The organism is Rhodocyclus purpureus (assembly GCF_016653115.1).
Lineage (GTDB): Bacteria > Pseudomonadota > Gammaproteobacteria > Burkholderiales > Rhodocyclaceae > Rhodocyclus > Rhodocyclus purpureus.
Window position 1 is genome coordinate 130,792 of record NZ_NHRX01000038.1, and the last position, 24,282, is coordinate 155,073.

Consider the following 24,282-nt stretch of genomic DNA (forward strand, 5'->3'; position numbering starts at 1 on the left):
GCCGACTTCAGGCTGCGCGAAGCCGGCGCAGCTTCACAAGTCCTCGAGTCGTTCCAGCGTGCGCGCCGCCTGCGCGCGCAGCTCGGCGCGGGTGCCTTCCGGCATCTTGTCCCAGTTGCGGTAAACCATCGCCAGCCGGTGGTTGCCGCGCAGGCGCTCTTCGTGGCGGGCGAAGAAGTCCCAGTAGAGCGCGTTGAACGGGCAGGCGCCCTCGCCGGTCCTGGCTTTGGGGTCGTAATGGCAGCCCCGGCAGTGGTCGCCCATGCGTTCGAGGTAGGCGGCGCTGCTGACGTAGGGCTTGGTCGCCAGGCGTCCACCGTCGGCGAACTGGCTCATGCCGAGGGTGTTGGGCGCCTCGACCCACTCGAAGGCGTCGATATAGACGCCGAGGTACCAGCGGTGCAGGGCCTGCGGGTCGATCCCAGCGAGCAGCGCGAAGTTGCCGATGACCATCAGGCGCTGGATGTGGTGCGCGTAGGCGTGCTGCAGCGACTGGCCGATGGCGGCGGCAACGCAGGCCATGCGCGTGTGACCGCTCCAGAACCAATCGGGCAGCGGGCGGCTGTGGCCGAGCGCATTGTTTTCCGTGTAGCCGGGCATGTGCGCCCAGTACACGCCGCGCACGTATTCGCGCCAGCCGAGGATCTGGCGGATGAAACCCTCGGCGGCGGCCAGCGGCACCTCACCGCGCTGCCAGGCGGATTCGGCAGCCTGCACCACCTCGCGCGGGTCGAGCATCTTCACGTTGAGCGCGAAGGAGAGGAGCGAGTGGAACAGGCGCCAGGCCCGCGCAGACAAGGCGTCCTGGTAGTCGCCGAAGTACGGCAGGGCGTCTTTGATGAAGGCGTCGAGTTGGGCCAGCGCCTCGGCGCGGTTCACGGGCCAGCGGAAGGCGTCCGCCTGTGCGTCGCCGCAGTATCCGGCACCGCTGGCGACGATGGTCTGCCACAGCACGCCATGGTCGTGGCGCGGACGCCGGTCGGGCGGCTCGGCCGGCGTTCCGGGCCAGCGCTTGCGGTTGTCGTGGTCGAAATTCCACTGGCCGCCGACCGGCTGGCCGTCGGCTTCCATCAGCACCGCGTGGCGGCGGCGCTGGTGGCGGTAGAAGTGTTCCAGCAGCCATTGCTTGCGACCCTGGAAGAGCGCTGCGACTTCGTCGCGACGCGTGTAGAAGTGTTCGGAGTCCACCCTGCGCACCGGAACCGCGGCGGTTTGGGCCCAGGCGGCGAGCTGCGCGTCGATCCGCCATTCGTCGGGCTCCTGGTATTCGAGCGCGCCGGCGCCGTAGTGCTCGATCAGCGCGTCGAGGTTGGCAGTCAGCTGCTGGCGGTTGGACGGGTCGTCGATGGCCACGTAACGCACGCGGTGGCCGGCGCCCTTCAGCTCGCGCGCCAGCTCGCGCATGGCGGCGAAGATGGCGAGGATCTTCTGCGCGTGGTGGCGCACGTAGTCGGTTTCCTGGCGCAGTTCCATCAGCACATGCACCACGTCCGGACGTACGGTCGCAAACCAGCTGTGCCGGGGGTTGAGCTGGTCGCCGAGGATCAGGCGCACGATGGGGCGCATGATCGGGCCGCCGGCTGCGCTCATCACTCGCACCCCCACAGCCGGCGCCAGGCACCGTCGGCGTCGTAATCGCGGGCCTGCTTGTCGGGGTTGAAGCGGCGGCTAGCGCGCGGGTCGGTACCGCGACCGGCGAGGTAGAGCCAGTTGCCCTGGTTGCTATACACATCGTAGTCGAGCAGTTGCGACTCGAACCAGGCGGCGCCGGCACGCCAGTCGCAGCCAAGGTCGTGGATCAGGTAGCTGGCGACGTTCTGGCGCAGGCGGTTGGACAGGTATCCCGTGGCGGCGAGCTCGCGCATGCCGGCGTCGATGAAGGCGTGGCCCGTCCGACCCTCACACCAGCGCGCGAATGCCGCCGGATCGTGGGGCGGTGGTGGCTGCCGGCTCAGTCCGCCGGCGCGGTAGAGGCGGACGCCATGCTTGCGGTGCAGCCAGCGGAAGTGGTCACGCCACAGCAGTTCGAACCACAGCCAGTAGGTGCCGTCGTTGGCGCCGTGTTCGGCGGCGAAGTCCTCGATCGCCGCCCAGGCCTGGCGCGGCGACAGCGCGCCGGTGGCCAGCCACGGCGACCACTTGCTCGAATAGTCGGTGCCGGAGAGGCAGTTGCGCGTCGCCTTGTAGCTGTGCGGCAGGCGCCGTTCGCAGTAGCGTTGCAGGTGTGCCAGCGCCGCGCGCTCGCCGCCGTGAAAGGCGGGCAGGGTGTAGGGGAAGGATGAGCGCGCGTCGCCCGGATCCCCCGCGCCGGCATCTGCAGCTGGCGCTTGTCCAGCGGCGACGCTGCGCGCGGCGTCCAGCATGATCGCCGCCGGCAGGGGCGGCAACCCGCGTGGCGCCGGCAGCGGCGCCGGGGCCTTCACGCCGGCACGCTCGACCACTTGGCGGAAGGCGGTGAAGGTATCGGGGACCTGTTCGGGCGCGAACGGCAGGCTGGCCGGGTCGAGCAGGGTCGATTGCCAGAGCTCGTGCACCGAAACGCCGGCTGCGCGCAGCGCGTGCACGACGGCCTGTTCCTCGGGCGCAGCGATCTCCTCGCAGACCAGCAGCGGCCGACCCAGGACACGCGTGAGCGAAGCCAGCACGCTGACCGGGTCGCCGTGGCACGCGAAGAGTTCGCTGCCGAGTGCGCGCAGCTGCGCGGACAGGTCGCCCAGGGCCGCGGCCAGCCAGGCGCGGCGATGCCGGCCGCTGCGCGCAAAGCCCCAGGGCGTGACAGCCTGCTGCGCCGGGTCATGCACGAACACCGGCAACAGCCAGCCGCCGACCTGTCGCGCCTGGCGCACGGCTGCGTGCAGTGCAGCCTGGTCGTGCAGGCGCAGGTCGTTGCGGAACCAGAACAGCACCCCGGGCGGGGTGGGCGGGCAGGGGGGCGTCATGCGGCAGCGCGCGTCGCCGTGGAACTGCCGCTGCGGCGGCAGCGTTCGGAGCAGTACCTGACCTGTTCCCAGTCCCGCTCCCATTTCTTCCGCCAGGCAAAGGGCAGGCCGCAGCAGAGGCAGGTCTTGGTCGGCAGGTCGGACTTCTTGCGCATCTTCATATGAACCTCAAAACCTCTTTTCAGCCACGAAAAACACTAAAGTCACGAAAGAAAACATAGGTTTGCCGTCGTTCAGTGTCTAGCCCATCGGGTTGTTTCCACTCAGCGTCAAACCCCATGAATGATTTCGCGTTTTTTCGTGCATTTCGTGGCCAAGTGCTTTTTCCAGGATGGATTTTGTATATCCCTGGCGAACCGCCGTGCAGGTGGCAGCGGGCGGCCATGCGAGCGGTTCCTCGGCGACGGAACTTGCCCGGAGTTTCCGGAGACTGGCTTCCCTCGCCAGCTCTCATTCGGTGGTGCGTTCGCCGATGCAGATGGTGTGCATCGAGATCGGCCGCGGCGATACTATCGTATCCCAAGCTAGCGCTTCTCTCGCAAATCATCCAGGTTGATCCTGCGCGGCCATGAATCCGGAAATCGTCGTCGACGCCAACTCGCAGTTGCCTCAAGCTGCCCTCGCCGCTGTTGCCATCACTCCGCGCTGCCTCTGCCTCGACATCGAGACGCGCCGCGCCGACCGGCTGGCGCTGAAGGAAATCGGCGCCTTCCGCCCGGACAGCGGGCAGCGGCTGCGCATTTCGGGCAAGGATCGGGCGCTGGCGGCCAAGCTCGACGCGATCAGCGAAGGCGCCGATTTCGTCCTCGGCCACAACATCGTCGCCTTCGACGTCCCGGCGCTCGCCGATCTTTTTCCGCAGCTCAGGCTGCATGCGCTGCCGCTGATCGACACCCTGCTGCTGTCGCCGATCGCCTTTCCGCAGAACCCCTATCACCGGCTGGTCAAGGACTACAAGTTGGTGTCGACGGCGCGCAGCGACCCGGTCGCCGACGCCGAGCTGTCGTTCACGCTCTTCGGCGAGCAGTGCGCGGCACTGGCGCAGCGTCAGTCCGAACACCCCGAAGAGATGCTCTGCCTGCACCACCTGCTCGCTGCGGGCAAGGGTTTCGGGCAGCTCTTCGCCAAGCTGCGCGGCTCGCCGCGACCGCCGGTCGCAGCGGCGCGCGCGGCTTTCGTGCGCTGCGTCGAAGACAAGGTCTGCCGCAGCGCGCTGGCGCGCGTTCTTGCTCGGGACTTCGCCGCAGTGACGATGGCTTTGCCGCTCGCCTACGTCCTCGTCTGGCTGCGCGTTGCCGGCGGCAACTCGGTGCTGCCGCCTTGGGTGAGCAAGGAGTTTCCGGCGACCGCCGAACTCCTGCGCGAACTGCGCGACACGCCCTGCGCCGATCCCGATTGCGCGTGGTGCCGCGAGAACCACGATCTCGGCCGGCAACTGGCGCTGTACTTTCCCGGAATCGACCGCTTCCGACCGAACCCAACGACCGCCGACGGGCGTTCGCTGCAGGAGGCGATCGTTCGCAACGGCTACGCGCGCCGGCCGACCTTGGCGATCCTGCCGACCGGCGGCGGCAAGTCGCTGTGCTACCAGTTGCCTGCGTTGTCGCGCTTCTACCGCACCGGCGCGCTGACCGTCGTCGTCTCGCCCTTGCAGTCCTTGATGAAGGATCAGGTCGACAACCTGCTGCAACGCGGCGTGAACAGCGCCGGTTTCCTCAACGGACTCTTGGCGCCGCTCGAACGCAAGGAGATGCTCGACCGTCTGCGCCTGGGCGACCTCGGCATCGTCTTCGTCGCTCCCGAGCAGTTCCGCAGCCCGGCCTTCGCCAACGCGCTGCGCCACCGCGAAGTCGCCGCCTGGGTGTTCGACGAGGCGCACTGCTTCTCGAAGTGGGGACACGACTTCCGCCCCGACTATCTCTACGTCTCGCGCTTCATCCGTCGCCGCTACCGGGACGTTCCGCCGGTGTTCGCCTTCACTGCGACGGCGAAGCCCGACGTTGTCGCCGACATCGTCACGCATTTCCGCGAGCGGCTCGGCATCGAGTTCGAAGTCCGCGCCGGCGGCGTAGCGCGCGACAACCTCGCCTACGAGGTGATTGCCGTCGCCGCGCAGCAGAAGTTCGCGCGGGCGCTGCAACTGATCGAGGATTCGCTCGGCGAACCCGGCGGCGTCATCATCTTCTGCGCACGGCAGAAGGCGACCGAGGAATTCGCCTCCTTCCTGCGCGAGGCCGGCATCGAAGCCGCGCATTTCCACGGCGGGATCGACCCCGACGAGAAGCGCCGCGTGCAGGAGTCGTTCATCCGCGGCGAACTGCGCGTGATCGCCGCGACCAACGCTTTCGGCATGGGCGTCGACAAGCCCGACGTGCGCCTGGTGATCCACCTCGACACGCCCGGTTCGCTCGAAAACTACCTGCAGGAAGCCGGTCGCGCCGGACGCGATCAGGCGCTGGCGCGCTGCGTCCTGCTCTACGACGAGTCCGACCTCGACTTCCAGTTTCGCCTGCTGCGCGACTCGCGCCTGTCGCAGCGCGACATCCGCGCGATCCTCAAGGCCTTGCGCCAGATCGAGCGCAAGTCGCGCGGCGACGGCGAGGTGGTCGCGACGACCGGCGAAATCCTGCTCGAACTTCCCGACGACGCGGGCTTCGACAGCGCTGCGCGCGACGCCGACACCAAGGTCCGCGTGGCCATCGCCTGGTTGGAGGAGGCACAGTTGCTGTGGCGGATGGAAAACGAGACGCGCGTGTTTCCCGGCGCGCTGAAGGTCGCCGGGATCGAAGCTGCGCAGGAGAAGCTGCTGCGCCACGGCGTCGCCGAACCCGATTTCCACCTCAGGCTTCTCTCGGCGCTCTTGCAGGTGCGCGAGGACGAGAGCGTCACCACCGACGAGTTGATGCAGGCGACCGGCGCCGATTCGGCGACGGTGCAGAAGATGCTGCGCGAACTCGACGACGCTGGCATCCTCGCCAACGACCAGGAAATCGCGGTGGTTCTCTTTGCCGGCAAGGATCCGTCGGCGGCGCGCTGCGAACGCCTGCGCCGCATCGAGCCGGAACTGATCGAACTGATGCGCGAGCACGCCCCCGACGCCGTCCCCGGTGAATGGCAGGAAGTGCATCTGCGCCGCCTCTGTCACGAACTGCGCGAGCGCAGCGGCGCCGGGATCGAACCGGCGGGGCTGCGCCGCCTGCTCAAGGCGCTCGCCTTGCCCTTCGGCGAAGGCCAGCAACTGCGCTCGCTGATCGACCTGGCGCCGGCCGGTCCCGAGCGGCTGCGCCTGCGCCTGTCGCGCGACTGGAAGACGATCGAGACGATTGCCCGCCGCCGGATCGACGTCGCCGCCGCTGCGCTTTCCTTCTTCGAGGCGCGGCGAAAAGGCAACGAGACGCTGGTCGTCGTCCGCCAGAATGAACTGCGCGACGCGCTCGCCGCCGACATCACTCTGGCCAGCCACGACATCCGCGACTGGGTGGTCGCCATCGGCGCCGTGCTGATGCACCTGCACCACTGCGAAGTGCTTTCGGTCGCGCGCGGCAAGGGCGTTTTCCGGCCGGCGATGAGCCTGCACTTCAACCCCGACGCCGCTCGCCGGCAGTTCTCGCGCGGCGACTACGCCGGGCTCGAACTGCACTACCACGACCGCATCGTGCAGGTGCATGTGATGGCCGAGTACGCGCGGCTGGCGCTGGAGAAGGTGCAGGCGGCGCTCGGCTTCGTCGGCGATTACTTCTCGCTGCCGCGCGACGAATTCATCGCGCGCCACTTCGCCGGGCGCAAGGAAGTGCTCGAGCTCGCCACCAGCGATTCCGCGTACCGCAGGATTCTCACCGACCTGAAGCACCCGGCGCAGCAGGAAATCGTCGCTGCGCCGACGCAGCGCAGCCAGCTCGTCCTCGCTGGCCCGGGCTCGGGCAAGACGCGCGTCCTCGTCCATCGCATCGCCTGGCTGGTGCGCGTGCAGCAGGTGCCGCCGGCGCAGATCCTCGTTCTCGCCTTCAACCGCAGTGCCGTCGTCGAGGTCCGCCGCCGCCTGTGGGCGCTGATCGGCGAGGACGCCGCGCGCCTCTCCGTGCAGACCCTGCATGGATTCTCGCTGCGCCTGCTCGGCATCAGCTTCGCGCTCCTGGCCGAGCGCGGCGAGGAACCCGACTTCGCCGGCCTGTTCGGGCGCGCGACCGAGTTGCTGAACAACGACGAGGGCGCGGGACGCGACCGGCAACTCGCTGGGATCACGCACATCCTGATCGACGAGTACCAGGACCTCGACGCCGACGCCTACGCGCTGGTCTCGGCGATCGCCGGGCGCACGCAGGCCGACGCCGAGGACCGGCTGTCGATCTTCGCGGTCGGCGACGACGACCAGAACATCTACGCCTTCGGCGGCGCCGAGGTCGGCTACATCCGTCGCTTCGAGTCGGACTACGCGGCGTCGCGCTTCCTGCTGCTCGACAACTTCCGCTCGACGCGCAACATCATCGATGCCGCCAATGCGCTGATCGTGCGCGCACCCAAGCGGCTGAAGGCCGGGTCCGAGCCGCGCATCGACCCGCTGCGCCGCGAGCAGCCTCCCGGCGGACGCCTCGACGCGAGCGACCCGCGCCGCGGTCGCGTCGTCGTCCTCGAAGTCCCGGCCGACCTGCGCAGCGAGGCCCTGCTCGCACTGGAAGAACTGCAGCGCCTCCGGCAAACCGACCGCGAATTCGCCTGGGGCCGCTGCGCGGTCATCGCCCGCCAGTGGCAACAGCTCGAAGCGCTCGCCGCTGCCTGCCGGCTGGCCGGGATTCCGGTGCGGGTCGGCCAGCAGGAGGCGGGCTGCAGGCTGCACCAGACGCGCGAGGGACGCGGACTGCTCGAGCTCCTGCGCCGGCATCGCCGGCCGCTGCTGCGCGCACGCACGCTGTCGCGCTGGCTGCGGCGGCGTCACGCCACGCAGCGCCTCGACGAGATCGACAACCCCTGGCTCGCGGCGCTGGCGCGCTTCATCGCCGAGCTCGAAGCTGCCGGCGACTTTCAGCGCGTCGTCGCCGACGTGATCGAATCCTTCCACGAATTCCGTGAAGAAGCCGCTCACGACGACGCCTCCGGTCCCTTGCGGTTGCTCACCGCGCATGCGGCCAAGGGGCTCGAATTCGACCACGTCGTCATCCTCGACGGCGGCGGCTGGAGCAAGCGCCTGGACGACGAGCGGCGCCTCTACTACGTCGCGATGACGCGGGCGCGCGCCAGCCTGACGCTGTGCGAACGCGTGCGCGGACGGCACGCGTTCATCCCCGACCTGGGCGCGCTGCCGCTGCGTATCCGGCCACCCGAGCCGGAAAGCGAGCAACAGCGCGACCCGCGGCTCGACCGGCGCAGCATGGTCGCCGGCGCCGGGCAGGTCTACCTGTCGTGGGCCGCGCACTTCCCGGCCGATGCGCCGCTGCATGCGGCGCTCGCCGGCCTGTCGGTCGGCGATCCGCTGCTGCTGCGGCAGTGCAGCTTCAATCCTGCGCGTTGGGAACTCGCGACCCGCGCCGGCATCGCCGTCACCCGCATGGCCAAAGCCTTCCGCCCGCCCGCAGGCGAAATCCTCTCCGTCAGCGTCGCCGCGATCCTGGTGCGCGACGAGAAGCAGGAGAAGCTTCCCGATCCGCGGCGCAAGCTAGGTCGCTGGGAACTGGTGCTGCCGCGCATCGACTACCAGCCGCCGGCATAGGATTCAGTGCGCGCGGCGTCAGCCGCGAAGCTCAGCGCGCTGCTTCGCTTTCCGCCGTTGCGGCAGCAGGCTTTTCTGCGGCAGGGTCCGGACCGAGCCCGTGCGCCGTGTAGCGCAACTGGCCGATGTCGAAGCCCTGCGCGGTCGCTGCCTTGAGCGCCAGTTCGAGCGACTCGGCCGGCAGCGTCGGCGTGCGCGAGAGGATCCAAAGGTACTTGCGGTTGGGGTTACCGACCACCGCCCAGCGGTAGTCCGGGTCGAGTCCGATCACCCAGTAGTTGGCGCGGAAGGGCCAGAAGAACTGCACCTTCAGTTGCGAATTGCCCGTTCCCTCGACGGCCCAGGCCTTGCCGACTGCCTGCGCGAAGCTGCTCTCGGTCCGGCAGCGGTTGGTCACCGAGATGTCACCGTCTTCGCGCAGGCCGTAGGTGGCGGTCGTGTCGCCGCGGCAGACGCGCTGGAAGAACATCGGGAAGCCGGCGATCTCGTACCAGCGGCCGAGATAGCGCGTCAGGTCGACGGCAGCGACGCTCTGCACCGGCGGCAGCGGCGTCTCCTCGGCGGTCGCTGCGGCCGGCGTGATGAAGAAGCCGAGCGCGGCGACGATGGCCAGGGCTCGGTGCATGAATGGGCGGCGGAGGTTCATGGGCATGGCGGCACGTCGTGATCGGTCACCGATTATCGCCGCAAGCGCTGCGTTTGGTAAGCGACCCTGTGCCGCGCCTGCCCGGGATCGCCCTGCCGCCCTCGTGCCGCTGCCACTCAGGCGGTGCGCTCCCAGAGCGTGGTTTCTTCCTCGAACAGCTCGAGTTCGCGCCCTTCGAAATCGCTGCGCGAGACGATGCCGACGAGCTTTTCGCCATCGACCACCGGGATGTGCCGGTAGCCACAGTCGCGCATCTGGTTGAGCGCGTCGATGGCGTGCGCGGTCGACGGCAGCGAGTCGGGGTTGCGGGTCATCACCGCAGCCAGTGTCGTATGCACCGGGTCACGCCCCTCGGCGAGGATGCGCACTGCGTCGCGGCCGGTGAAGATGCCGACCAGTTTGCCGCCGTTGACCACCAGCGTTGCTCCGACGCGGCGCTCCCACATCTGCGCGCACGCCTCCTGGATCGAGTCACCCGGCCCGAGGGTCAGCGGATCCTGGTTCTCGACAATCAACTGCAGGCTGCGATTGGTCATGACGGTCTCCTCCACGGATTGGGAACATGTTAAGCCATTGTAAATGATATGGGCGCGCAGGGACATTCCATTCGACTGCGCTCGCTACGTTCCGGCGCGCCAGGCTTCAAGAGCCCGCACCAAGGAGGTAAGATGCTGTAGAGCAGCCAGGCTTCCGGGCCGCCGCTGCAGCTCCGAGTTTTCCAGCCGCGGATCACACCGATCGCCTGCGGCCGAGGTGACGAACAGCACAAGATGTCTGCGCTACCTGCCCTGTCGTACGATGCCGACCGCGCGCGACGAATCGCTGCGTCCGTGGGCAGGCTCGGGTCATCCCGTGCAGGGATGTCGCCATGAACCTGCTCGGTCAGGCCGAGTCCGAGCTGCGCATCGCGGCGACGGCTTTCGATTCACAGCAATGCATGATGATCACCGACGCCCAGGGTGTGATCCTGCGCGTCAATCAGGCGTTCACCAAGACTACCGGCTACAGCGCCGCCGAGGCGGTCGGGCAGACTCCGCGCCTGTTGCGCTCGGGACGGCATCCGCCCGAATTCTACGCAGAGATGTGGCAGACCCTGCTCGGCACCGGTTCGTGGGAGGGAGAGATCTGGGACCGGCGCAAGAATGGCGAGATCTACGCCGACTGGCTCAGCATCAACGCCGTCAGGGATGCTGCCGGGCGCGTCACGCACTACGTCGCCGCGCATACCGACCTCACCCGGCACAAGGAGGCGGAAGCGAAGATCGCGCGTCTGGCGTTCTACGATCCGCTGACCCAGCTCCCCAACCGGCAACTGCTGCTCGATCGGCTGCAGCACGCGCTCTCGGTCAGCCAGCTCGGGCAGCGCTACGGGGCGCTGCTGTTCGTCGACGTGGACGATTTCAAGACGGTCAATAGCGTGCTCGGCTACGAGCTCGGCGACCAGCTGCTACGCCAGATTGCCGATCGCCTGAAGGCGAGCCTCTGCGAGAGTTACACGATCGCGCGCCTCGGTGGCGACGAGTTCGTCGCCGTGCTCGAGGACCTCGGCGGCGCGTGCGACGAAGCCGTCATCCAGGCCAAGGCTGGCGGCAGGAAGATCCTCGAACTGCTCGCCGAGCCCTTCCAGCTTGGAGAGCAGGAGCATCAGGGGGAGGTCAGCATCGGCGTCACCCTGTTTCTTGGCAGCGCGCAAGGTGTCGACGAGTTGCTGAAGCAGGCCGAACTGGCGATGTACGAGGCCAAGGCCGCCGGACGTAACTGCATGCGCTTCTTCGACGCAGAGATGCAGCGCGTCGCCACGCAGCGTGCCGAACTGGTCGCCGCGCTGCGCGAAGCCCTGGCCGGCAGGCAGTTCGTCCTGCACTACCAGCCGCAGGTCGACGGCGAAGGCCGCATCGTCGGTGCCGAAGTGCTCCTGCGCTGGGATCGACCGGGTCACGGCATGGTTTCGCCGGCAGCATTCATCCCGGTGGCCGAGGACTCCGGCCTGATCCTGCCGATCGGCGACTGGGTGCTCGAAACCGCCTGCCAGCGTCTGCTGGCATGGGCCGAGGAACCCGCATTCGCGCAACTCACCCTGTCGGTCAACGTCAGTGCCCAGCAGTTTTCCCGCAGCGATTTCGTCGATCAGCTGGCCGCCATCCTCGAGCGGACCGGTGCCAACCCGCACCGGCTGAAGCTGGAACTGACCGAGAGCCTGCTGATCGACGATGTCGAGGCGGTGATCGGGAAGATGGGCGCGTTGCAGTCGATCGGCGTCAGCTTCGCGCTCGACGATTTCGGGACCGGCTACTCGTCGCTCGCCTACCTGCAACGCCTGCCGCTCGACCAGCTCAAGATCGACCAGTCCTTCGTCCGCAACCTGCAGACCGAGCACAGCAGCGTCGTCATCGCGCAGACGATCATCGCGCTCGGTCGCAGCATGGGGATGTCGGTCACTGCCGAGGGCATCGAGACCGAGGAACAGCGGCGCATCCTCGCAGACTTGGGCTGCAATCTCTATCAGGGGTATTTCTTCGGCCGACCGATGCCGCTGGAGGATTTCCACGCCTTCGTCGAGCGCAGCGCCCACGGCGACTGACGCCTTGCGCAGCAGCTGATTGCTGCATCCCGGGCTCGCCCGTTCAGGGGACCCGCAGCCTACAATGTCAGGAGGGTGACGCCTCGCCGCCGGCGGAGGAGCCGTGCCCGAGGGGGCGGACCATGGACGCAACGCAGCACCGCTATGCGCAAGACGATGAATCCGGACAGGAGACGCATGCCGTCCCCGGCGTCGACCTGCGCCACGTGATCTATGCCTTGACCGACGCGCTCGATCTGGTCGGCGTCGACGACGTCGGCCACGGCAAGCGGGTCGGCATCATGGCCGCCGCCTGTGCGCCGTGGCTAGGCTTCGAGCAGGACGAGCAGACCTTCCTGTTCGACCTCGGCATGTTGCACGACATCGGCGTCTCGTCGACGGGGACGCACCAGCACCTGGTCAGCGAGTTCGACTGGGACAGCTCCCGGCGCCACTGCGAGCTCGGTTACGAGCTGCTGCGCGATTTCGCGCCGCTGGCGGCCATGGCGCTGCCGATCCGCTACCACCACACCCACTGGGACGCGCTCGTCGCGCGCGGCGACCTCAGCGCCGCGCAGAAGCGCATGGCCAACCTGATCTTCCTCGTCGACCGGGTCGATGCGCTGGCCGCCACCCATTACGGCGATCGCTCGCTGCTGATGGCGACCGCCGGCATTCGCGAGCGGATTGCCGCGAACGCGGGCAGCTTCTTCGCGCCCGAGATCGTCGACGCCTTCCTCGCGGCTTCGGCCCCCGAAGCCTTCTGGCTGCAGCTCGAACCGCGCGCCATCCAGTCGATCCTGCAGGACCGGCTGGCGAGCCACGAGCCTTGTCTTGCCTCGCTCGGCGACTTGAAGCAACTCGCCGAAATCTTCGCGCACATCGTCGATGCCAAGAGTCCATTCACGGTGGAGCATTCGCGCGGCGTTGCCCGCCTGGCACGCCACCTGGCCGGGCGCATGGGGGTCGCTCCGGCAAACCGCGACAAGATCGAGATTGCCGGCCTCCTGCACGATCTGGGCAAGCTGCGCGTTCCCGACGAGATCCTCGACAAGCCGGGCCGGCTCGACGACTGCGAACGCAAGATCATCAACGCGCACAGCTTCGAGACCCTGCAGATCCTGAGGAACATCGGCGGCTTCGAGGAGATCGCGCAGTGGGCCGGCAGCCACCACGAGGAGCCCGACGGCAGCGGTTATCCGTTCCGCCGGCGCGCCGCCGAACTGGCGCTCGAGGCACGCATCCTGCGCGTCGCCGACATCTTCCAGGCGATGGTGCAGGACCGTCCGTACCGTGCGGGATTCTCCGCCGACGCGGTGCTTGCCTTCATGAACGAGCTGGTCGCGCGCGGGCAGATCGAGCCGGACATCGTCGCCGTGCTCGCCGAGGACATGCCGGCGGCGATGGCCGCGGCCCTGCCCGGGGCGGCTTTCCCCGCTCAGCCGATGCGCTTGTAGTAGATCGCGAGGTCGCAGGGCGAGCCGTCGGGCTGAAGCGAGTCGTCGGGGATCATCCCGGCCTTGATCCAGCCCAGTCGGGCGTAGAGGCGCTCGGCGTCGCCGCCGTTGCGCGTGAACAGCGAGATGAGCGTCTTTCCGAGTGCCCGCGCCTCTTCTTCCGCCGCCTGCATCAGTGCCGCGCCGAGACCGCGCCCGCGCGCGCGGCGATGCACCACCAGCTTGGCGATTCCTGCGCGGTGCGGCTGAAAATCGGCCTGCATCGGGACGACCATGACCACACCCGCGACGCCTTCAGCGTCCTCGCCGACGAGGACCACGCGCCCCGCCGGCGCTGCCGCGATCGCCCGCCAGTACTCGCTCGCGTGCGCGGACGAGAGGTCGGCCATGAAGCCGACCGAAGCGCCGTCGGCGACCGCGTCGAGCAGGAGCGCGCCGAGCGCCGGCGCGAGTTCGCCGACTGCCTCGGGCGACAGGCGACGGATGGGCGGTCGCATGCCGGTCGCTGCCGAATCCTTGCCGAACTCAGGCGCCGAGCGGCCCCCGGTCGATCGCCGACAGCTCGGCATTGACGTCGAACAGCTTGGCATTCACCTGCGGGATGCCGAAGGACTTCAGCCGCGCGCTGTGCATCGCCAGATAAGCCTCGGCGCTGGCGCGGTCGGCAAAGAGGTAGATGCCGCCGGCTTCGCCGGCCGCGGCGTTTTCGGTCCAGATCTTCCAGAGCAGCCCCGGCTCCCCGGCAATCGACTGCGCCAGCCCGCGCATCGCTTCGCTCATCGCCTCGCCCCAGGGGCCCTGAAACGGAAAATCGACCTGCAACAGAACTGCCATTTTCTGCTCCTTTCTTTGCGGAAACCGGTGCCGGAGTGCATTCGCCGAGCGGCCATCCGGCCCGCCGATGCTAGAGCATCGCTCATGTGCTGTCCATGTTTCAGCCCGCCTCCCCGGCAACGGCGGCCGGGCGCCGGCGCCTGCGGGCGTTTCCTTTGCCCGGGTCAACGCGTAGCATCCGCGCCGGGCGGCTGACGGCAGCGCGCCTCTCCCGCCCCGCCATCAGAACTTTTCGCAGAACGAGACCGCAACACGATGAGCCGCACCGAGCGTTTCTACAAGATCGACCAGCTGATCCACGACCGACGGCTGGTGCCCTTTGCCGACCTGCAGGAGGCGCTCGGCGTTTCCCGCGCGACCCTGAAACGCGACCTCGAATACATGCGCACCCGGCTCAACGCGCCGATCGTCTGGGACGCGCGCCAGCGCGGCTACCGTTTCGAGACGCAGTCGACCCGCTTCGGCGGCCAGTACGAGCTGCCGGGGCTGTGGTTCTCGTCGCAGGAAATCCACGCGCTGCTGACCATGCAGCACCTGCTCGCCAACGTCGAGCCGGGCGGCATGCTGTCGGCGCACGTGCAGCCGCTGATCGCGCGCTTGAACGGCATGCTCGGCAGCGTGCATGCGCAGGACAACGCCGCCGAGGAGATTCGCCAGCGCGTGCTCATCGTCGGCATCGACAAGCGCGCGCTGAAGCTCTTTCATTTCGAGCGCGTCGGCTCGGCGCTGTTGCGCAGGAAGCGCCTGCTGCTCCATTGCCTGGCGCGCGGCAATGCCGAGGCGGGCGAGTGCGAGGTGTCGCCGCAGCGCATCGTGCACTACCGCGAGAACTGGTATCTCGACGCCTGGTGCCACACCCGCCGCGCACTGCGCAGCTTTCCGATCGACGCCATCGAGAGCGCCGAGGTCCTCGAAAAGCCGGCGCGCGAGGTCGCCAGGCGCAGCATCGACGCCGTTCTCGGCCCCGGCTACGGGATTTTCGCCGGTCGGGCGCGGCAGCGGGCGAGCTTGCGCTTCACGCCGGAACGCGCGCGCTGGGTGGCGAACGAGTTCTGGCACAGGCAGCAGAAGGGGCAGTTCGCCGAGGACGGCAGCTATCTCCTCGAGGTTCCCTACGCCGACGAGCGCGAGCTGCTCGCCGACATCCTTAAGTACGGAGCGGATTGCAAGGTGCTGGCGCCTGAATCGCTGCGCACTGCGGTGGCAGACGCATTGCGCGCGGCGCTCGCCGCCTACGCAGCCGAAGCGGCCTGAACCGCGTCAGCAGGCGCTGCGCAGCAGCAGCCCGATGCGCTTACCCTCGCCGTCGCGCCGGATGATCGCCTGGCAGTTGCAGACATCCCCGCGATGGACCGTCTCGCGCACGCCGCCCGAACCCGCCCGCGTCTCGGCCTGCTGCCAGTCGATCGCGCAGCCTGCGGCGCCGAAGGCTGCACGCTCGGCGCCGGCGAGGATCGCTTCGGCGCTTTCACCTTCCGGCAGGACGAAGTTCGCGCTCTGTTCGAGGTACTCGATGCGCGGGTCGGCAGTGACCCTGAGCCAGCCACCCTGCCGGAAGCGGTACTCCAGCACCGTCACCCCCTCGGCCTGCAGCCGGATGCTGCAGGCGGCGAGTCCTTCATCCGCCGCCGGGATCGCGTACAGCGGGCTGCGTTCGAGCTGGCGCTGCAGTTCCCGGAGGCCGGCTTCGTCCGCCAGCGAGGGCGTTCCCTCGACGACCGGGCAGGTGGCGGGCGTCGCGGCCGGACCGGGGAGCACGGAACAGGCCTGCAGCAGGACGGCGACGCCGCACAGCGCCAGTCGGGTCGAACGCTTCATCGACGGAGCCTCCGTGGCATCAGAACTGCGCGTGCCAGCGCACCAGGCCGCCCTCGTTGTCGAGGAACTTGTCCAGCCCCGGCAGCGCGCGGATACTCGCCTTGATCGCCTCGGCATCCTCCTCGACCGGGCGCACGTCGAAGGCCATTCCCGACAGGTGGCGGCTGAAGCTGCCGAGTTCGGCATCGCTCGCGGCGGTGAGTACCGACAGCAGTCCCTCGGCGATCTCTGCCCGCGTCTTCCGCTCGGGGTGTTCGTCCACCCACTGCTGGCACTTGCGGCGCAGCGCGCTCTCCTTGTAGGTCTCCTCGATCCAGCGGCGATTGACGAGCACGTTGCCGGCCATCGCGCGCGCCTGATCCTCCACGTTGCGCCGGCCGCTGGTGAATTCCACAGCCGGACGTGCCCGCTTCAGCGCATAGGCCGCCGCGCGCGCGACCGGCGCCAAGTCCAGTGCCTCGATCTGCTCATCGATGTCCATGTCGTCTCCCGTCTCCCCGCCCGCCCACTGGCGCCGGGCAAGCGGCGAACGCTCAGATACGCGTTTTGGCTGCCATCCCGTGCGACTATACAGCGCGTGGGACTGGAGTCGTAGCGCCCCGCCAGCAGGCGATTTGCCTATCTGGAAGCAACATACCGGTCGATACGCTGTCCGAGCACTTGGCGACGGGCTTTCGCGGTCGCCCATCGACCCTCAACCGGCACGGAAACTCCTCACGATGAAACGTCTCCTCGCCCTCTTCACCGCGCTCTGTCTCGGTCTTGCCATGCCGCTGGCCAGGGCCGACGCGGACCCCGGCTACACGGTAGTGCACAGCTATTCCGACTTCGAAGTGCGTGACTACGCGCCTTACCTGGTCGCCGAGGTCGTCGTTCCCGGCCCCGCCGACGAGGCCGGGAACCAGGGCTTCCGCATCCTCGCCGGCTACATTTTCGGCAAGAACAAGGGTGCGAAGAAGATCGCCATGACGACACCGGTCACGCAGACGCCCGTGCCGACCAAAATCGCGATGACGGCGCCGGTGACGCAGGCCGCTGCCGAAGACGGCTTCGTCATCCAGTTCAGGATGCCCGACGAATTCACGCTCGACACGCTGCCGGAGCCGCTCGACGCGCGCGTCAAGCTCAGGGAGGTCGTACCGGGCCGCCTGGCCGTCATCCGCTATTCGGGCACCTGGTCCGAGGCCAACTACGACGAGCACCTGCAGAAGTTGCAGCAGGCCGTCGCCGCCGCCGGCCTGCGCACCACCGGCAACCCCATCTACTCGCGCTACAACGCCCCCTTCGTCCCCTGGTTCCTGCGCCGCAACGAGATCTGGCTGAAGGTGGACTGACGCTGCGTAACGAGGTCCCTGTGCCCACGCACTCCTTTATCGAGAACGTCATGAAGCAAATGCCCAAGGAATCGCTCGCCGCAGCCATCCGCCGTCACAACGCCGGCCGCGATCCCGAGCGGCTGGCGATGAAGTTCGCGAAGATGCGGGAAAGCCCCTTCGTCTTCCTGCGCGGCGCCTGCCATCTGTTCTACGACGCGCTGCCCGATCGTCCGGCGCTGACCCAAGCGCCGCTGGCCTGGTGTTGCGGCGACCTGCATTTCGAGAATTTCGGCAGCTACAAGGCCGACAACCGGCTCGTCTACTTCGACATCAACGACTTCGACGAGGCGGCGCTGGCGCCCTGCACCTGGGACATCGTCCGCCTGCTCACCAGCCTGCGCTGCGGCGCCGACGCGCTGCATGCCTCGCCGGGCGAAGCGCTGGCGGTCAGCCGCGATTGCCTGTCCGCCTACCGCGCCGCGCTGATCCGCGGCAAGCCGCTCTGGGTCGAGCGCGACACGGCCGGCGGACTCGTGCGTGAGCTGCTCGCCGGCCTGCACGAGCGCAAGCGCGACGATCACCTCGATCGTTACACCCTGCGCAAGGGCGACTGGCGTCGGCTGAAGCTCGACGGGGGCAGGACCTTGCCGGCCTCGGACGACGAGCAGCGTCGTGTCGGCGAGTTCATGGTCCGCTTCGCCGCCGCCCGGCCCGATCCCGGATTTTTCAGCGTGCTCGATATCGGGCGGCGGATCGCCGGCACCGGCAGCCTCGGCGTTGCCCGCTACGTGATCCTGATCGAGGGCAAGGGCTCGCCGGACGGCAACTATCTGCTCGACTTGAAGGAAGCCAGTCCGTCGGCGCTCGTTCCGCGGCTGCAGGAACTGGGCATCCGGCAGCCGTGCTGGGCCGACGAGGCCGAGCGCATCGTCGGCGTGCAGAAACGCCTGCAGGCAGTCGACCACGCCTTCCTGTTTGCGGCGCAGCTCGACGGCGCGCCGTTCATCCTGCGCGCCCTGCAGCCGGCGGAGGATCGCGTCGCCATCGGCGAATGGGGGCACAAGCTCGATCGCCTGCGCGAAGTCGTCGTCACGCTCGGGCAGGTCCTCGCCTGGGACCAGCTGCGCGCCGCCGGGCGTGCCGGCGCCGCCTGTGCCGACGCGCTCGCCGAGTTCGCCAGTGGCGACGACTGGTCGGCGGAGGTCCTGGACGTCGCCGACGCGATGAGCGAACTGACGCGCGCGCAATGGCAGGCGTTCTGCGAGGACGGGCCCTGAATTCGCGCGCTGAGCCCGGCGCAGGCTGCTCAGCCGATCACCGTGACCACCACCTGCCGCGTGTGTCCCGCGTGGCGGTGTTCCCACAGATACACCCCCTGCCAGGTTCCCAGCAGCAGCCTGCCGTCGCCGACCGGGACCTGCAGCGACACGCCCGAGAGCACGCTGCGCCCGTGCGCCGCCATGTCGTCGTCGCCCTCGTCGGCGTGGCGGTAGGCCGGGTCGCCGTCGGGGGCCCAGCGCGCGGCGAGGGTTTCCAGGTCGCGGCGGACCGCGGGGTCGGCGTTTTCGGTGATGGTCAGCGAGCAGCTGGTGTGACGGACGAAGACGTTGCACAGGCCGACCCTGACGCCGCTGCCGCGCACGACGTGCGCGACTTCGTCGGTGATCTCGGTGAAGCCGCGCCCGCGCGTGGCGATGGAGAGGATCGTTTGTGCGCTCATGCTCGTTTCCAGTGCAGCAGGCTCATAAGCTACCCGCCGGCAGCAGGCGTGCGGAGTTTTCCGAGAGGACCAGCGCCAGACGCATCGTCGCCCGCGTCGCGCCGACGAAGAGGCGGCGGATCGCACGTTCGTCGAGGGTCGCGAAGTCGATCTCGGTGAAGATCACGCAGGGCGCGGCACGGCCCTTGAAGCGGTGCACCGAGTCGATCAGGATGTCGCCGTCGGTGGTCTCCTGGCTGCCGAGGAGGTCGTAGCGTCCGGTCGGTGCGCGCAGCGGATAGGGGCCGAGGCGTTCGAAGGACGTCAGCTGCGAGTGCTCGCGACCGCGGTAGGTGACGAGCGCGATGTGCGGGCGGCGGAAGCCGGCGCCGATGGCGCGGGTGATCGCGGCGACGGTCTTGGCGACGAGGTCGGCGCCGTCGCGATAGGTGCTGATGTCGACCTGGCCGCCGGCGATCGGGCTTCCGGATTCTGCGGGCGGGGCCAGCGGCAGCAGCCGGTTGAGCAGCTCGACGATGGCGCGCGGGCTGCGGTAGTTGGTCTGTGCGCGCATCGTCACCCAGCCGTCGAGCGGCACCGGCTGCCTGCCGTAGAGGTTCTGCATCGGGTCTTCGAGCCACCAGGCGCGACCGCCGGGGCGCAGCAGGCGGAGCAGGTTGTTCGCCCAGCCGGGCTCGAAGTCCTGGCCTTCGTCGACGATCAGCTCGTCGAACAGCCAGTCGTGTGGCCGTGACTTGTCGAGCGCCGAGGCCGGGTTGAAGGTGTCGAGCACCGCCTCCAGCCGCGCGAAGGCGCCCGGCTTCGAGAAATCGACCGGGTGGCCCGTGGTGCGGCTGATGCGGTCGGCGAGCTGGTGGTAGGTGGCGACCTCGCCGCCTGCCGGCGCGATTGAAGCGATGTGGTCGGCGAGCGGCCGGTTGTAGCAGACGTAGAGCGGTCGCCGTCCGCCGGCCAGCGCGTCGCGGAAGACCGCCATCGCCAGCTGCGTCTTGCCGGAGCCGGCGGAGGCGACGACGCGCAGGCGGAACGGATCGACCTCGATCTTGCGCGCCCAGTACGCGAGACCGCCGGCGAGTCGCGTATACAGCGCCTCCGCTTCGCCGACGACGGCGTTCACCTCGGGGACGAGTTCAAGCATGTCGCTGAAGAAGCGCAGGATCTTCGGCCGCGTCGCCAGCACTTCACCTTCGTCCGGCAGGATGCGGCGGATGGTGTCGATGAGTTGGTCTCGCCGGCGCGCGTCGACGATGCGCGCCGGGTCGATTCCCGCCGATCCCGGCTCGCGCACCGTGTAGTCGGGGCAGTAGAGCAGGGTGTCGACCGTCGGCGGTGCCTCAGCGGCTTTCCTGCATGCCTCGCAGTAGTGGCGCAGGCGCGCGCGCAGCGCATCGGCGGTGCGCGCCAGATCGAGTGCGACGTTCTTTTCCGCCTGCGGGTAGCGTTTCACCAGCCCCTGCGCCGTCTCGCCGAGGAAGCCCGATTTCTGCTCGATCAGCAGCACGTGGCCGCCCGGCCCGACGATCGCGAAGTCGATCTCGCCGACGACGGCGAAGCGCTCCTCGCCGACGCGGGTCCAGTGCACGCCGTGGAAGACCGCGTAACGCTCGTTGAGACCGTCGGCGAGCAGTGCCAGCGTCTGCAGTTCGCGCGCCGCGGCGCCGCTGGCGCGCATCTCGCGCCAGCCGTCGGGGAATACTCGGGCCATTGTTGACTTGCCTTGTGTTGGGAGGCTGCGTCCTGGGTCGGATTTCGGTGAGATTCGTCGCGCCATGATAGCGAAGCTGGTGCTCCCTTGGGGGCGCCTGCCGTCGTCGTGAGCAGCCTTCTCGATTGGTATATACTTCAGCTATATCCAGTTGCTCTCGAAGAGGACGCCATGACGCTCACCACCGTTTTTACCAACAACCGCAGCCAGGCCGTCCGGCTGCCGGCCGACTTGCGTTTTCCTGACAGTGTGAAGAAGGTCGATGTCCGGGCGCGTGGCAATGAGCGCATCATTGCGCCGGCAGGGCAGACTTGGGACAGCTTCTTTCTGGATACGCCACCGGTTGCGGACGATTTTCTGGAGGTGCGCGCGAGCCAGGATCAGCCTGAGCGCGAGGCGCTGTGATGCTGCGCTACTTGCTCGACACGAATATCGTCATTTACGTCATCAAGCGCCGCCCTCTGGCTCTCCTGCAGATCTTCAATGAGCATGCTGGCCATATGGCCATTTCGTCGATCACGCTGGCAGAACTGCTGCACGGCGCCGAAAAGAGCAATGCGCCGGGGCGTTCGTTGGCGGTCGTCGAAGATTTTTGCAGCCGCCTCGAGGTGCTGCCTTACGGCCCCAAGGCGGCGCAGCACTACGGCAGCATCCGGGCTGCGCTGGAAAAGCGAGGGCAGATCATCGGCGTCAACGATTTGCACATCGCCGCTCACGCCCGCAGCGAAGGACTTACGCTCGTGTCCAATAATCTGCGTGAATTCGAGCGGGTCGAGGCCCTGCAACTGGCGAACTGGGTGGTTTGACGGGGTAATTCGCTTGTGACCCGGATTTCCCGTGGTCCTTCGGCAAGCCCGACTGGCTGCCGACTGCCCGTTTGCCCCTCGCATGGCATCGATCCTGTGGACGGCTTGCCTGCCATGCTCCGGCGAATGTCATAACCATCTGAAGATTAGTGTTTTTCTCCCCGGCGAGCGCTTCGCGGCGGCGCCGTGTTCAGGTTGACAGGCATCCTTCGCAGAGTAAACTTGCGCGCTTCTAAAAGATGCCCCCGGGCAATGCGGTCGTATTTGGCGGCCGCCGGCGCGGGTTTCCATTGGAGACGGGTGAATGACGCAAGGCCAGGACAATACCGCGCAGCCGCTGGTGCGCATGGACGCGACGGCGGCGCCGCAAGGCGAGGGCAAGCGCGAGACGCAGATCATCGCCATCTACGGCAAGGGCGGCATCGGCAAGAGCTTCACCCTGTCGAACCTCTCCTACATGCTGGCGCAGCAGGGCAAGCGCGTGCTCCTGATCGGTTGCGATCCGAAGAGCGACACCACCTCGCTGCTTTTCGCCGGGCGCAGCATCCCGACCATCATCGAGACCTCGTCGAAGAAGAAGGCGGCCGGCGAGGAAGTGACGATCGGCGACGTCTGCTTCCGTCGTCACGGCGTCTATGCGATGGAACTCGGCGGTCCGGAAGTCGGCCGCGGCTGCGGCGGACGCGGCATCATCCACGGCTTCGAACTGCTCGAAAAACTCGGCTTCCACGAGTGGGACTTCGACTACGTCCTGCTCGACTTCCTCGGTGACGTCGTCTGCGGTGGCTTCGGCCTGCCGATCGCCCGCGACATGTGCCAGAAGGTGATCGTCGTCGGTTCCAACGACCTGCAGTCGCTCTACGTGGCCAACAACGTCTGCTCGGCGGTCGATTACTTCCGCAAGCTCGGCGGCAACGTCGGCGTTGCCGGCATCGTCATCAACAAGGACGACGGCACCGGCGAGGCGCAGGCCTTCGCCAAGTCGGTCGGCATCCCGATCCTCGCCGAGATCCCCGCCGACGAGGACATCCGCCGCAAGAGCGCGGCCTACCAGATCATCGCCAAGCCCGACGGCCAGTACGGACCGCTGTTCGCGGCGCTGGCGCAGCAGGTCGCCGACGCGCCGCCCGTGCGCCCGGCGCCGCTCTCGCAGGAAGGCCTGCTCGGCCTCTTCTCCAGCGACGCGACCGGTCGCGACATCGTCCTCGAACCGGCGACTGCCGAAGACATGCGTGGCGGCAAGATCGTCGTCAAGCCGTCGCTCGAAGTCGTCTACGAAAGCGAGTGAGCATGAGTGCTTCCACGACGACGGCCGCCGCGGCGGCGTCCTGCCACGGCGAACGCGCCGCGACCCTGCAGCAGTCGGTGCAGGCGGCCGGGTCCGCCGGCCAGAGCGCCGCACTCGCCCGCCTCGCCACCGATTACCCGCGCGGCCCGCACGACCAGCCGCAGACGATGTGCCCGGCCTTCGGCTCGCTGCGCGTCGGCCTGCGCATGCGCCGTACGGCGACCATCCTGTCGGGCTCGGCCTGCTGCGTCTACGGTCTTTCCTTCACCGCGCACTTCTACGGCGCCAAGCGCAGCGTCGGCTACGTCCCGTTCAACTCGGAGACGCTGGTCACCGGCCAGCTGTTCGAGGACATCCGTGACGCCGTCTACAAGCTCGCCAACCCGGCCGAGCACGACGCGATCGTCGTCATCAACCTGTGCGTGCCGACCGCTTCCGGCGTGCCGCTCGACCTGCTGCCCAAGGAAATCGACGGCGTGCGCATCATCGGCATCGACGTGCCCGGTTTCGGCGTGCCGACGCACGCCGAGGCGAAGGACGTCCTCGCCGGCGCGATGCTGCGCTACGCGCGCCACGAAGCCGAGGCCGGCCCGGTCGCGCGTCCGCGCGGCGATCTCGGCGAAGGTCCGCGCGTCTGCCTGCTCGGCGAGATGTTCCCGGTCGACCCGGTCCTTGCCGGACGCCTGCTGGCGCCGATGGGGCTCGGCGTCTCGCCGCAGGTCCCCTCGCGCGAGTGGCGCGACCTGTACGCGGCGCTCGACAGCGACGTCGTCGCCGCGGTGCATCCCTTCTACACGGCGAGCGTTCGTGAATTCCGCGCGGCCGGCCGTCCGATCGTCGGTTCCGGCCCGGTCGGCGTCGACGGCACCGCCGCCTGGCTCGAAGCCGTCGGCCGCGCCGCCGGCATCAACGAGTCGCAGATCGGCGCCGCCAAGGCGGCCGCGCTGCCGGCGATCACCGGCGCCCTGGCCGGCAGCCGCATCAACGCGCGCGTCACCGTCTCCGGCTACGAGGGTTCCGAACTCTTGGTCGCACGCCTCCTGATCGAGGCCGGCGCCGAAGTGCCCTACGTCGGCACCGCGCTGCCGCGCACCGAGTGGAGCGAGGCCGACCGCGAGTGGCTGGCCGCGCGCGGCGTGCATGTGCAGTACCGTGCCGCGCTCGAACAGGACGTCGCGGCGATGAAGGAAGTCCGTCCCGACCTCGCGCTCGGCACGACGCCGCTGGTGCAGGCAGCCAAGGAACTCGGTGTGCCGGCGCTGTACTTCACCAACATGGTCTCGGCACGGCCGCTGTTCGGCGCTGCCGGCGCCGGTGCGCTCGCCGGGATCGTCGCCGCGCAGACGCGTGGTCGCGACCGTTTCGCCCGCATGATCAACTTCTTCGCGCCTTCCGCCAAGGTTGAGGCCGCGAAGCCGGCGGCGCCTGTCGCCGCCCCTGTCACCCCTCCCGCCCGCGGCGACCTCGCCGACGCCATAGGAAACTGACC

General features: G+C 68.4%; 21 protein-coding genes. 10 read left to right on the forward strand and 11 right to left on the reverse strand.

Going from position 1 to position 24,282, the window contains the following annotated elements; genetic code table 11:
- Positions 1-33: 33 nt before the first annotated feature.
- From CCR84_RS08025 to CCR84_RS08035, 3 genes are read right to left on the reverse strand one after another with little or no spacing between them, the layout of a single operon-like run.
- Positions 34-1,590, reverse strand: a complete 1,557-nt coding sequence (locus CCR84_RS08025; RefSeq protein ID WP_274610791.1) for a cryptochrome/photolyase family protein — start codon at positions 1,588-1,590, stop codon at positions 34-36.
- The gene (locus tag CCR84_RS08030) at positions 1,590-2,939 is read right to left on the reverse strand and encodes a DASH family cryptochrome (protein ID WP_201211194.1); all 1,350 of its coding nucleotides are present in this window, start codon (positions 2,937-2,939) and stop codon (positions 1,590-1,592) included. Before CCR84_RS08030 ends, CCR84_RS08025 begins: the two co-directional genes overlap by 1 nt.
- Positions 2,936-3,100: a DUF2256 domain-containing protein gene (locus CCR84_RS08035; RefSeq protein WP_201211195.1), complete on the reverse strand. Its 165-nt coding sequence runs from the start codon at positions 3,098-3,100 to the stop codon at positions 2,936-2,938. The genes CCR84_RS08030 and CCR84_RS08035 overlap by 4 nt, the downstream gene beginning before the upstream one ends.
- A gap of 407 nt (positions 3,101-3,507) precedes the next feature.
- Here CCR84_RS08035 and CCR84_RS08040 point away from each other — a divergent pair, with 407 nt between their 5' ends.
- Positions 3,508-8,643, forward strand: coding sequence for a RecQ family ATP-dependent DNA helicase (locus tag CCR84_RS08040; protein WP_201211196.1), 5,136 nt, complete (start codon positions 3,508-3,510; stop codon positions 8,641-8,643).
- A 31-nt stretch (positions 8,644-8,674) separates the two neighbouring features.
- Here CCR84_RS08040 and CCR84_RS08045 read toward each other — a convergent pair whose 3' ends face one another.
- Positions 8,675-9,268 carry a lipocalin family protein gene (locus tag CCR84_RS08045; protein WP_201211197.1) on the reverse strand — a complete coding sequence of 198 codons (594 nt, stop codon included), beginning with the start codon at positions 9,266-9,268 and terminating at the stop codon, positions 8,675-8,677.
- 137 nt (positions 9,269-9,405) lie between these two features.
- Positions 9,406-9,825, reverse strand: a complete 420-nt coding sequence (locus CCR84_RS08050) for a CBS domain-containing protein (RefSeq protein WP_201211199.1) — start codon at positions 9,823-9,825, stop codon at positions 9,406-9,408.
- Between the two features lie 332 nt (positions 9,826-10,157).
- Between CCR84_RS08050 and CCR84_RS08055 the strand changes: the two genes are divergently transcribed.
- Positions 10,158-11,870, forward strand: coding sequence for a putative bifunctional diguanylate cyclase/phosphodiesterase (locus CCR84_RS08055; RefSeq protein ID WP_201211201.1), 1,713 nt, complete (start codon positions 10,158-10,160; stop codon positions 11,868-11,870).
- Positions 11,871-11,992: 122 nt separating this feature from the next.
- The gene (locus CCR84_RS08060; protein ID WP_201211203.1) at positions 11,993-13,306 is read left to right on the forward strand and encodes an HD domain-containing phosphohydrolase; all 1,314 of its coding nucleotides are present in this window, start codon (positions 11,993-11,995) and stop codon (positions 13,304-13,306) included.
- Here CCR84_RS08060 and CCR84_RS08065 read toward each other — a convergent pair.
- On the reverse strand, positions 13,288-13,803 hold the full coding sequence (locus CCR84_RS08065; RefSeq protein WP_242508609.1) for a GNAT family N-acetyltransferase: 516 nt from the start codon (positions 13,801-13,803) through the stop codon (positions 13,288-13,290). The genes CCR84_RS08060 and CCR84_RS08065 overlap by 19 nt on opposite strands.
- 28 nt (positions 13,804-13,831) lie before the next feature.
- Positions 13,832-14,140, reverse strand: coding sequence for a monooxygenase (locus tag CCR84_RS08070; protein WP_201211205.1), 309 nt, complete (start codon positions 14,138-14,140; stop codon positions 13,832-13,834).
- Positions 14,141-14,395: 255 nt separating this feature from the next.
- On the opposite strand from CCR84_RS08070, the gene CCR84_RS08075 reads away from it, so the two are divergent.
- Complete coding sequence (locus CCR84_RS08075; RefSeq protein ID WP_201211207.1) at positions 14,396-15,394, forward strand: helix-turn-helix transcriptional regulator; 999 nt, start codon at positions 14,396-14,398, stop codon at positions 15,392-15,394.
- Between the two features lie 6 nt (positions 15,395-15,400).
- Here CCR84_RS08075 and CCR84_RS08080 read toward each other — a convergent pair whose 3' ends face one another.
- The gene (locus CCR84_RS08080) at positions 15,401-15,958 is read right to left on the reverse strand and encodes a hypothetical protein (protein ID WP_201211209.1); all 558 of its coding nucleotides are present in this window, start codon (positions 15,956-15,958) and stop codon (positions 15,401-15,403) included.
- Positions 15,959-15,977: 19 nt separating this feature from the next.
- Positions 15,978-16,439, reverse strand: coding sequence for a hypothetical protein (locus tag CCR84_RS08085; RefSeq protein WP_201211211.1), 462 nt, complete (start codon positions 16,437-16,439; stop codon positions 15,978-15,980).
- Positions 16,440-16,677: 238 nt separating this feature from the next.
- On the opposite strand from CCR84_RS08085, the gene CCR84_RS08090 reads away from it, so the two are divergent.
- The gene (locus tag CCR84_RS08090) at positions 16,678-17,292 is read left to right on the forward strand and encodes an SOUL family heme-binding protein (RefSeq protein ID WP_201211213.1); all 615 of its coding nucleotides are present in this window, start codon (positions 16,678-16,680) and stop codon (positions 17,290-17,292) included.
- A gap of 50 nt (positions 17,293-17,342) precedes the next feature.
- The gene (locus CCR84_RS08095; protein ID WP_201211214.1) at positions 17,343-18,551 is read left to right on the forward strand and encodes a DUF2252 domain-containing protein; all 1,209 of its coding nucleotides are present in this window, start codon (positions 17,343-17,345) and stop codon (positions 18,549-18,551) included.
- Between the two features lie 29 nt (positions 18,552-18,580).
- Here the strand turns inward: CCR84_RS08095 and CCR84_RS08100 are convergent, their stop codons facing one another.
- A complete protein-coding gene (locus CCR84_RS08100; RefSeq protein ID WP_201211216.1) occupies positions 18,581-18,994 on the reverse strand; it encodes a secondary thiamine-phosphate synthase enzyme YjbQ in 414 nt (137 codons plus the stop codon).
- A 22-nt stretch (positions 18,995-19,016) separates the two neighbouring features.
- Positions 19,017-20,699 carry an ATP-binding domain-containing protein gene (locus CCR84_RS08105; protein WP_201211218.1) on the reverse strand — a complete coding sequence of 561 codons (1,683 nt, stop codon included), beginning with the start codon at positions 20,697-20,699 and terminating at the stop codon, positions 19,017-19,019.
- Between the two features lie 171 nt (positions 20,700-20,870).
- Here CCR84_RS08105 and vapB point away from each other — a divergent pair, with 171 nt between their 5' ends.
- The 4 genes from vapB to bchY all read left to right on the forward strand — a co-directional run bounded on the left by vapB (position 20,871) and on the right by bchY (position 24,280).
- Entirely contained in the window at positions 20,871-21,104 is a 234-nt protein-coding gene (gene vapB / locus CCR84_RS08110) for a type II toxin-antitoxin system VapB family antitoxin (protein WP_201211220.1), read from the forward strand.
- A complete protein-coding gene (vapC, locus tag CCR84_RS08115; RefSeq protein ID WP_201211222.1) occupies positions 21,104-21,505 on the forward strand; it encodes a type II toxin-antitoxin system tRNA(fMet)-specific endonuclease VapC in 402 nt (133 codons plus the stop codon). The genes vapB and vapC overlap by 1 nt, the downstream gene beginning before the upstream one ends.
- Before the next feature lie 304 nt (positions 21,506-21,809).
- A complete protein-coding gene (locus CCR84_RS08120; protein WP_201211223.1) occupies positions 21,810-22,793 on the forward strand; it encodes a chlorophyllide a reductase iron protein subunit X in 984 nt (327 codons plus the stop codon).
- Between the two features lie 2 nt (positions 22,794-22,795).
- Positions 22,796-24,280, forward strand: a complete 1,485-nt coding sequence (bchY, locus tag CCR84_RS08125) for a chlorophyllide a reductase subunit Y (RefSeq protein ID WP_201211224.1) — start codon at positions 22,796-22,798, stop codon at positions 24,278-24,280.
- The last annotated feature ends 2 nt before the right edge of the window (positions 24,281-24,282 follow it).

Coding starts and splice junctions, on each gene's coding strand:
- CCR84_RS08025 (WP_274610791.1), bottom strand. CDS start 1,590: ATGAGCGCAGCCGGCGGCCCGATCATGCGCCCCATCGTGCGCCTGATC.
- CCR84_RS08030 (WP_201211194.1), bottom strand. CDS start 2,939: ATGACGCCCCCCTGCCCGCCCACCCCGCCCGGGGTGCTGTTCTGGTTC.
- CCR84_RS08035 (WP_201211195.1), bottom strand. CDS start 3,100: ATGAAGATGCGCAAGAAGTCCGACCTGCCGACCAAGACCTGCCTCTGC.
- CCR84_RS08040 (WP_201211196.1), top strand. CDS start 3,508: ATGAATCCGGAAATCGTCGTCGACGCCAACTCGCAGTTGCCTCAAGCT.
- CCR84_RS08045 (WP_201211197.1), bottom strand. CDS start 9,268: ATGCACCGAGCCCTGGCCATCGTCGCCGCGCTCGGCTTCTTCATCACG.
- CCR84_RS08050 (WP_201211199.1), bottom strand. CDS start 9,825: ATGACCAATCGCAGCCTGCAGTTGATTGTCGAGAACCAGGATCCGCTG.
- CCR84_RS08055 (WP_201211201.1), top strand. CDS start 10,158: ATGAACCTGCTCGGTCAGGCCGAGTCCGAGCTGCGCATCGCGGCGACG.
- CCR84_RS08060 (WP_201211203.1), top strand. CDS start 11,993: ATGGACGCAACGCAGCACCGCTATGCGCAAGACGATGAATCCGGACAG.
- CCR84_RS08065 (WP_242508609.1), bottom strand. CDS start 13,803: ATGCGACCGCCCATCCGTCGCCTGTCGCCCGAGGCAGTCGGCGAACTC.
- CCR84_RS08070 (WP_201211205.1), bottom strand. CDS start 14,140: ATGGCAGTTCTGTTGCAGGTCGATTTTCCGTTTCAGGGCCCCTGGGGC.
- CCR84_RS08075 (WP_201211207.1), top strand. CDS start 14,396: ATGAGCCGCACCGAGCGTTTCTACAAGATCGACCAGCTGATCCACGAC.
- CCR84_RS08080 (WP_201211209.1), bottom strand. CDS start 15,958: ATGAAGCGTTCGACCCGACTGGCGCTGTGCGGCGTCGCCGTCCTGCTG.
- CCR84_RS08085 (WP_201211211.1), bottom strand. CDS start 16,439: ATGGACATCGATGAGCAGATCGAGGCACTGGACTTGGCGCCGGTCGCG.
- CCR84_RS08090 (WP_201211213.1), top strand. CDS start 16,678: ATGAAACGTCTCCTCGCCCTCTTCACCGCGCTCTGTCTCGGTCTTGCC.
- CCR84_RS08095 (WP_201211214.1), top strand. CDS start 17,343: ATGAAGCAAATGCCCAAGGAATCGCTCGCCGCAGCCATCCGCCGTCAC.
- CCR84_RS08100 (WP_201211216.1), bottom strand. CDS start 18,994: ATGAGCGCACAAACGATCCTCTCCATCGCCACGCGCGGGCGCGGCTTC.
- CCR84_RS08105 (WP_201211218.1), bottom strand. CDS start 20,699: ATGGCCCGAGTATTCCCCGACGGCTGGCGCGAGATGCGCGCCAGCGGC.
- vapB (WP_201211220.1), top strand. CDS start 20,871: ATGACGCTCACCACCGTTTTTACCAACAACCGCAGCCAGGCCGTCCGG.
- vapC (WP_201211222.1), top strand. CDS start 21,104: ATGCTGCGCTACTTGCTCGACACGAATATCGTCATTTACGTCATCAAG.
- CCR84_RS08120 (WP_201211223.1), top strand. CDS start 21,810: ATGACGCAAGGCCAGGACAATACCGCGCAGCCGCTGGTGCGCATGGAC.
- bchY (WP_201211224.1), top strand. CDS start 22,796: ATGAGTGCTTCCACGACGACGGCCGCCGCGGCGGCGTCCTGCCACGGC.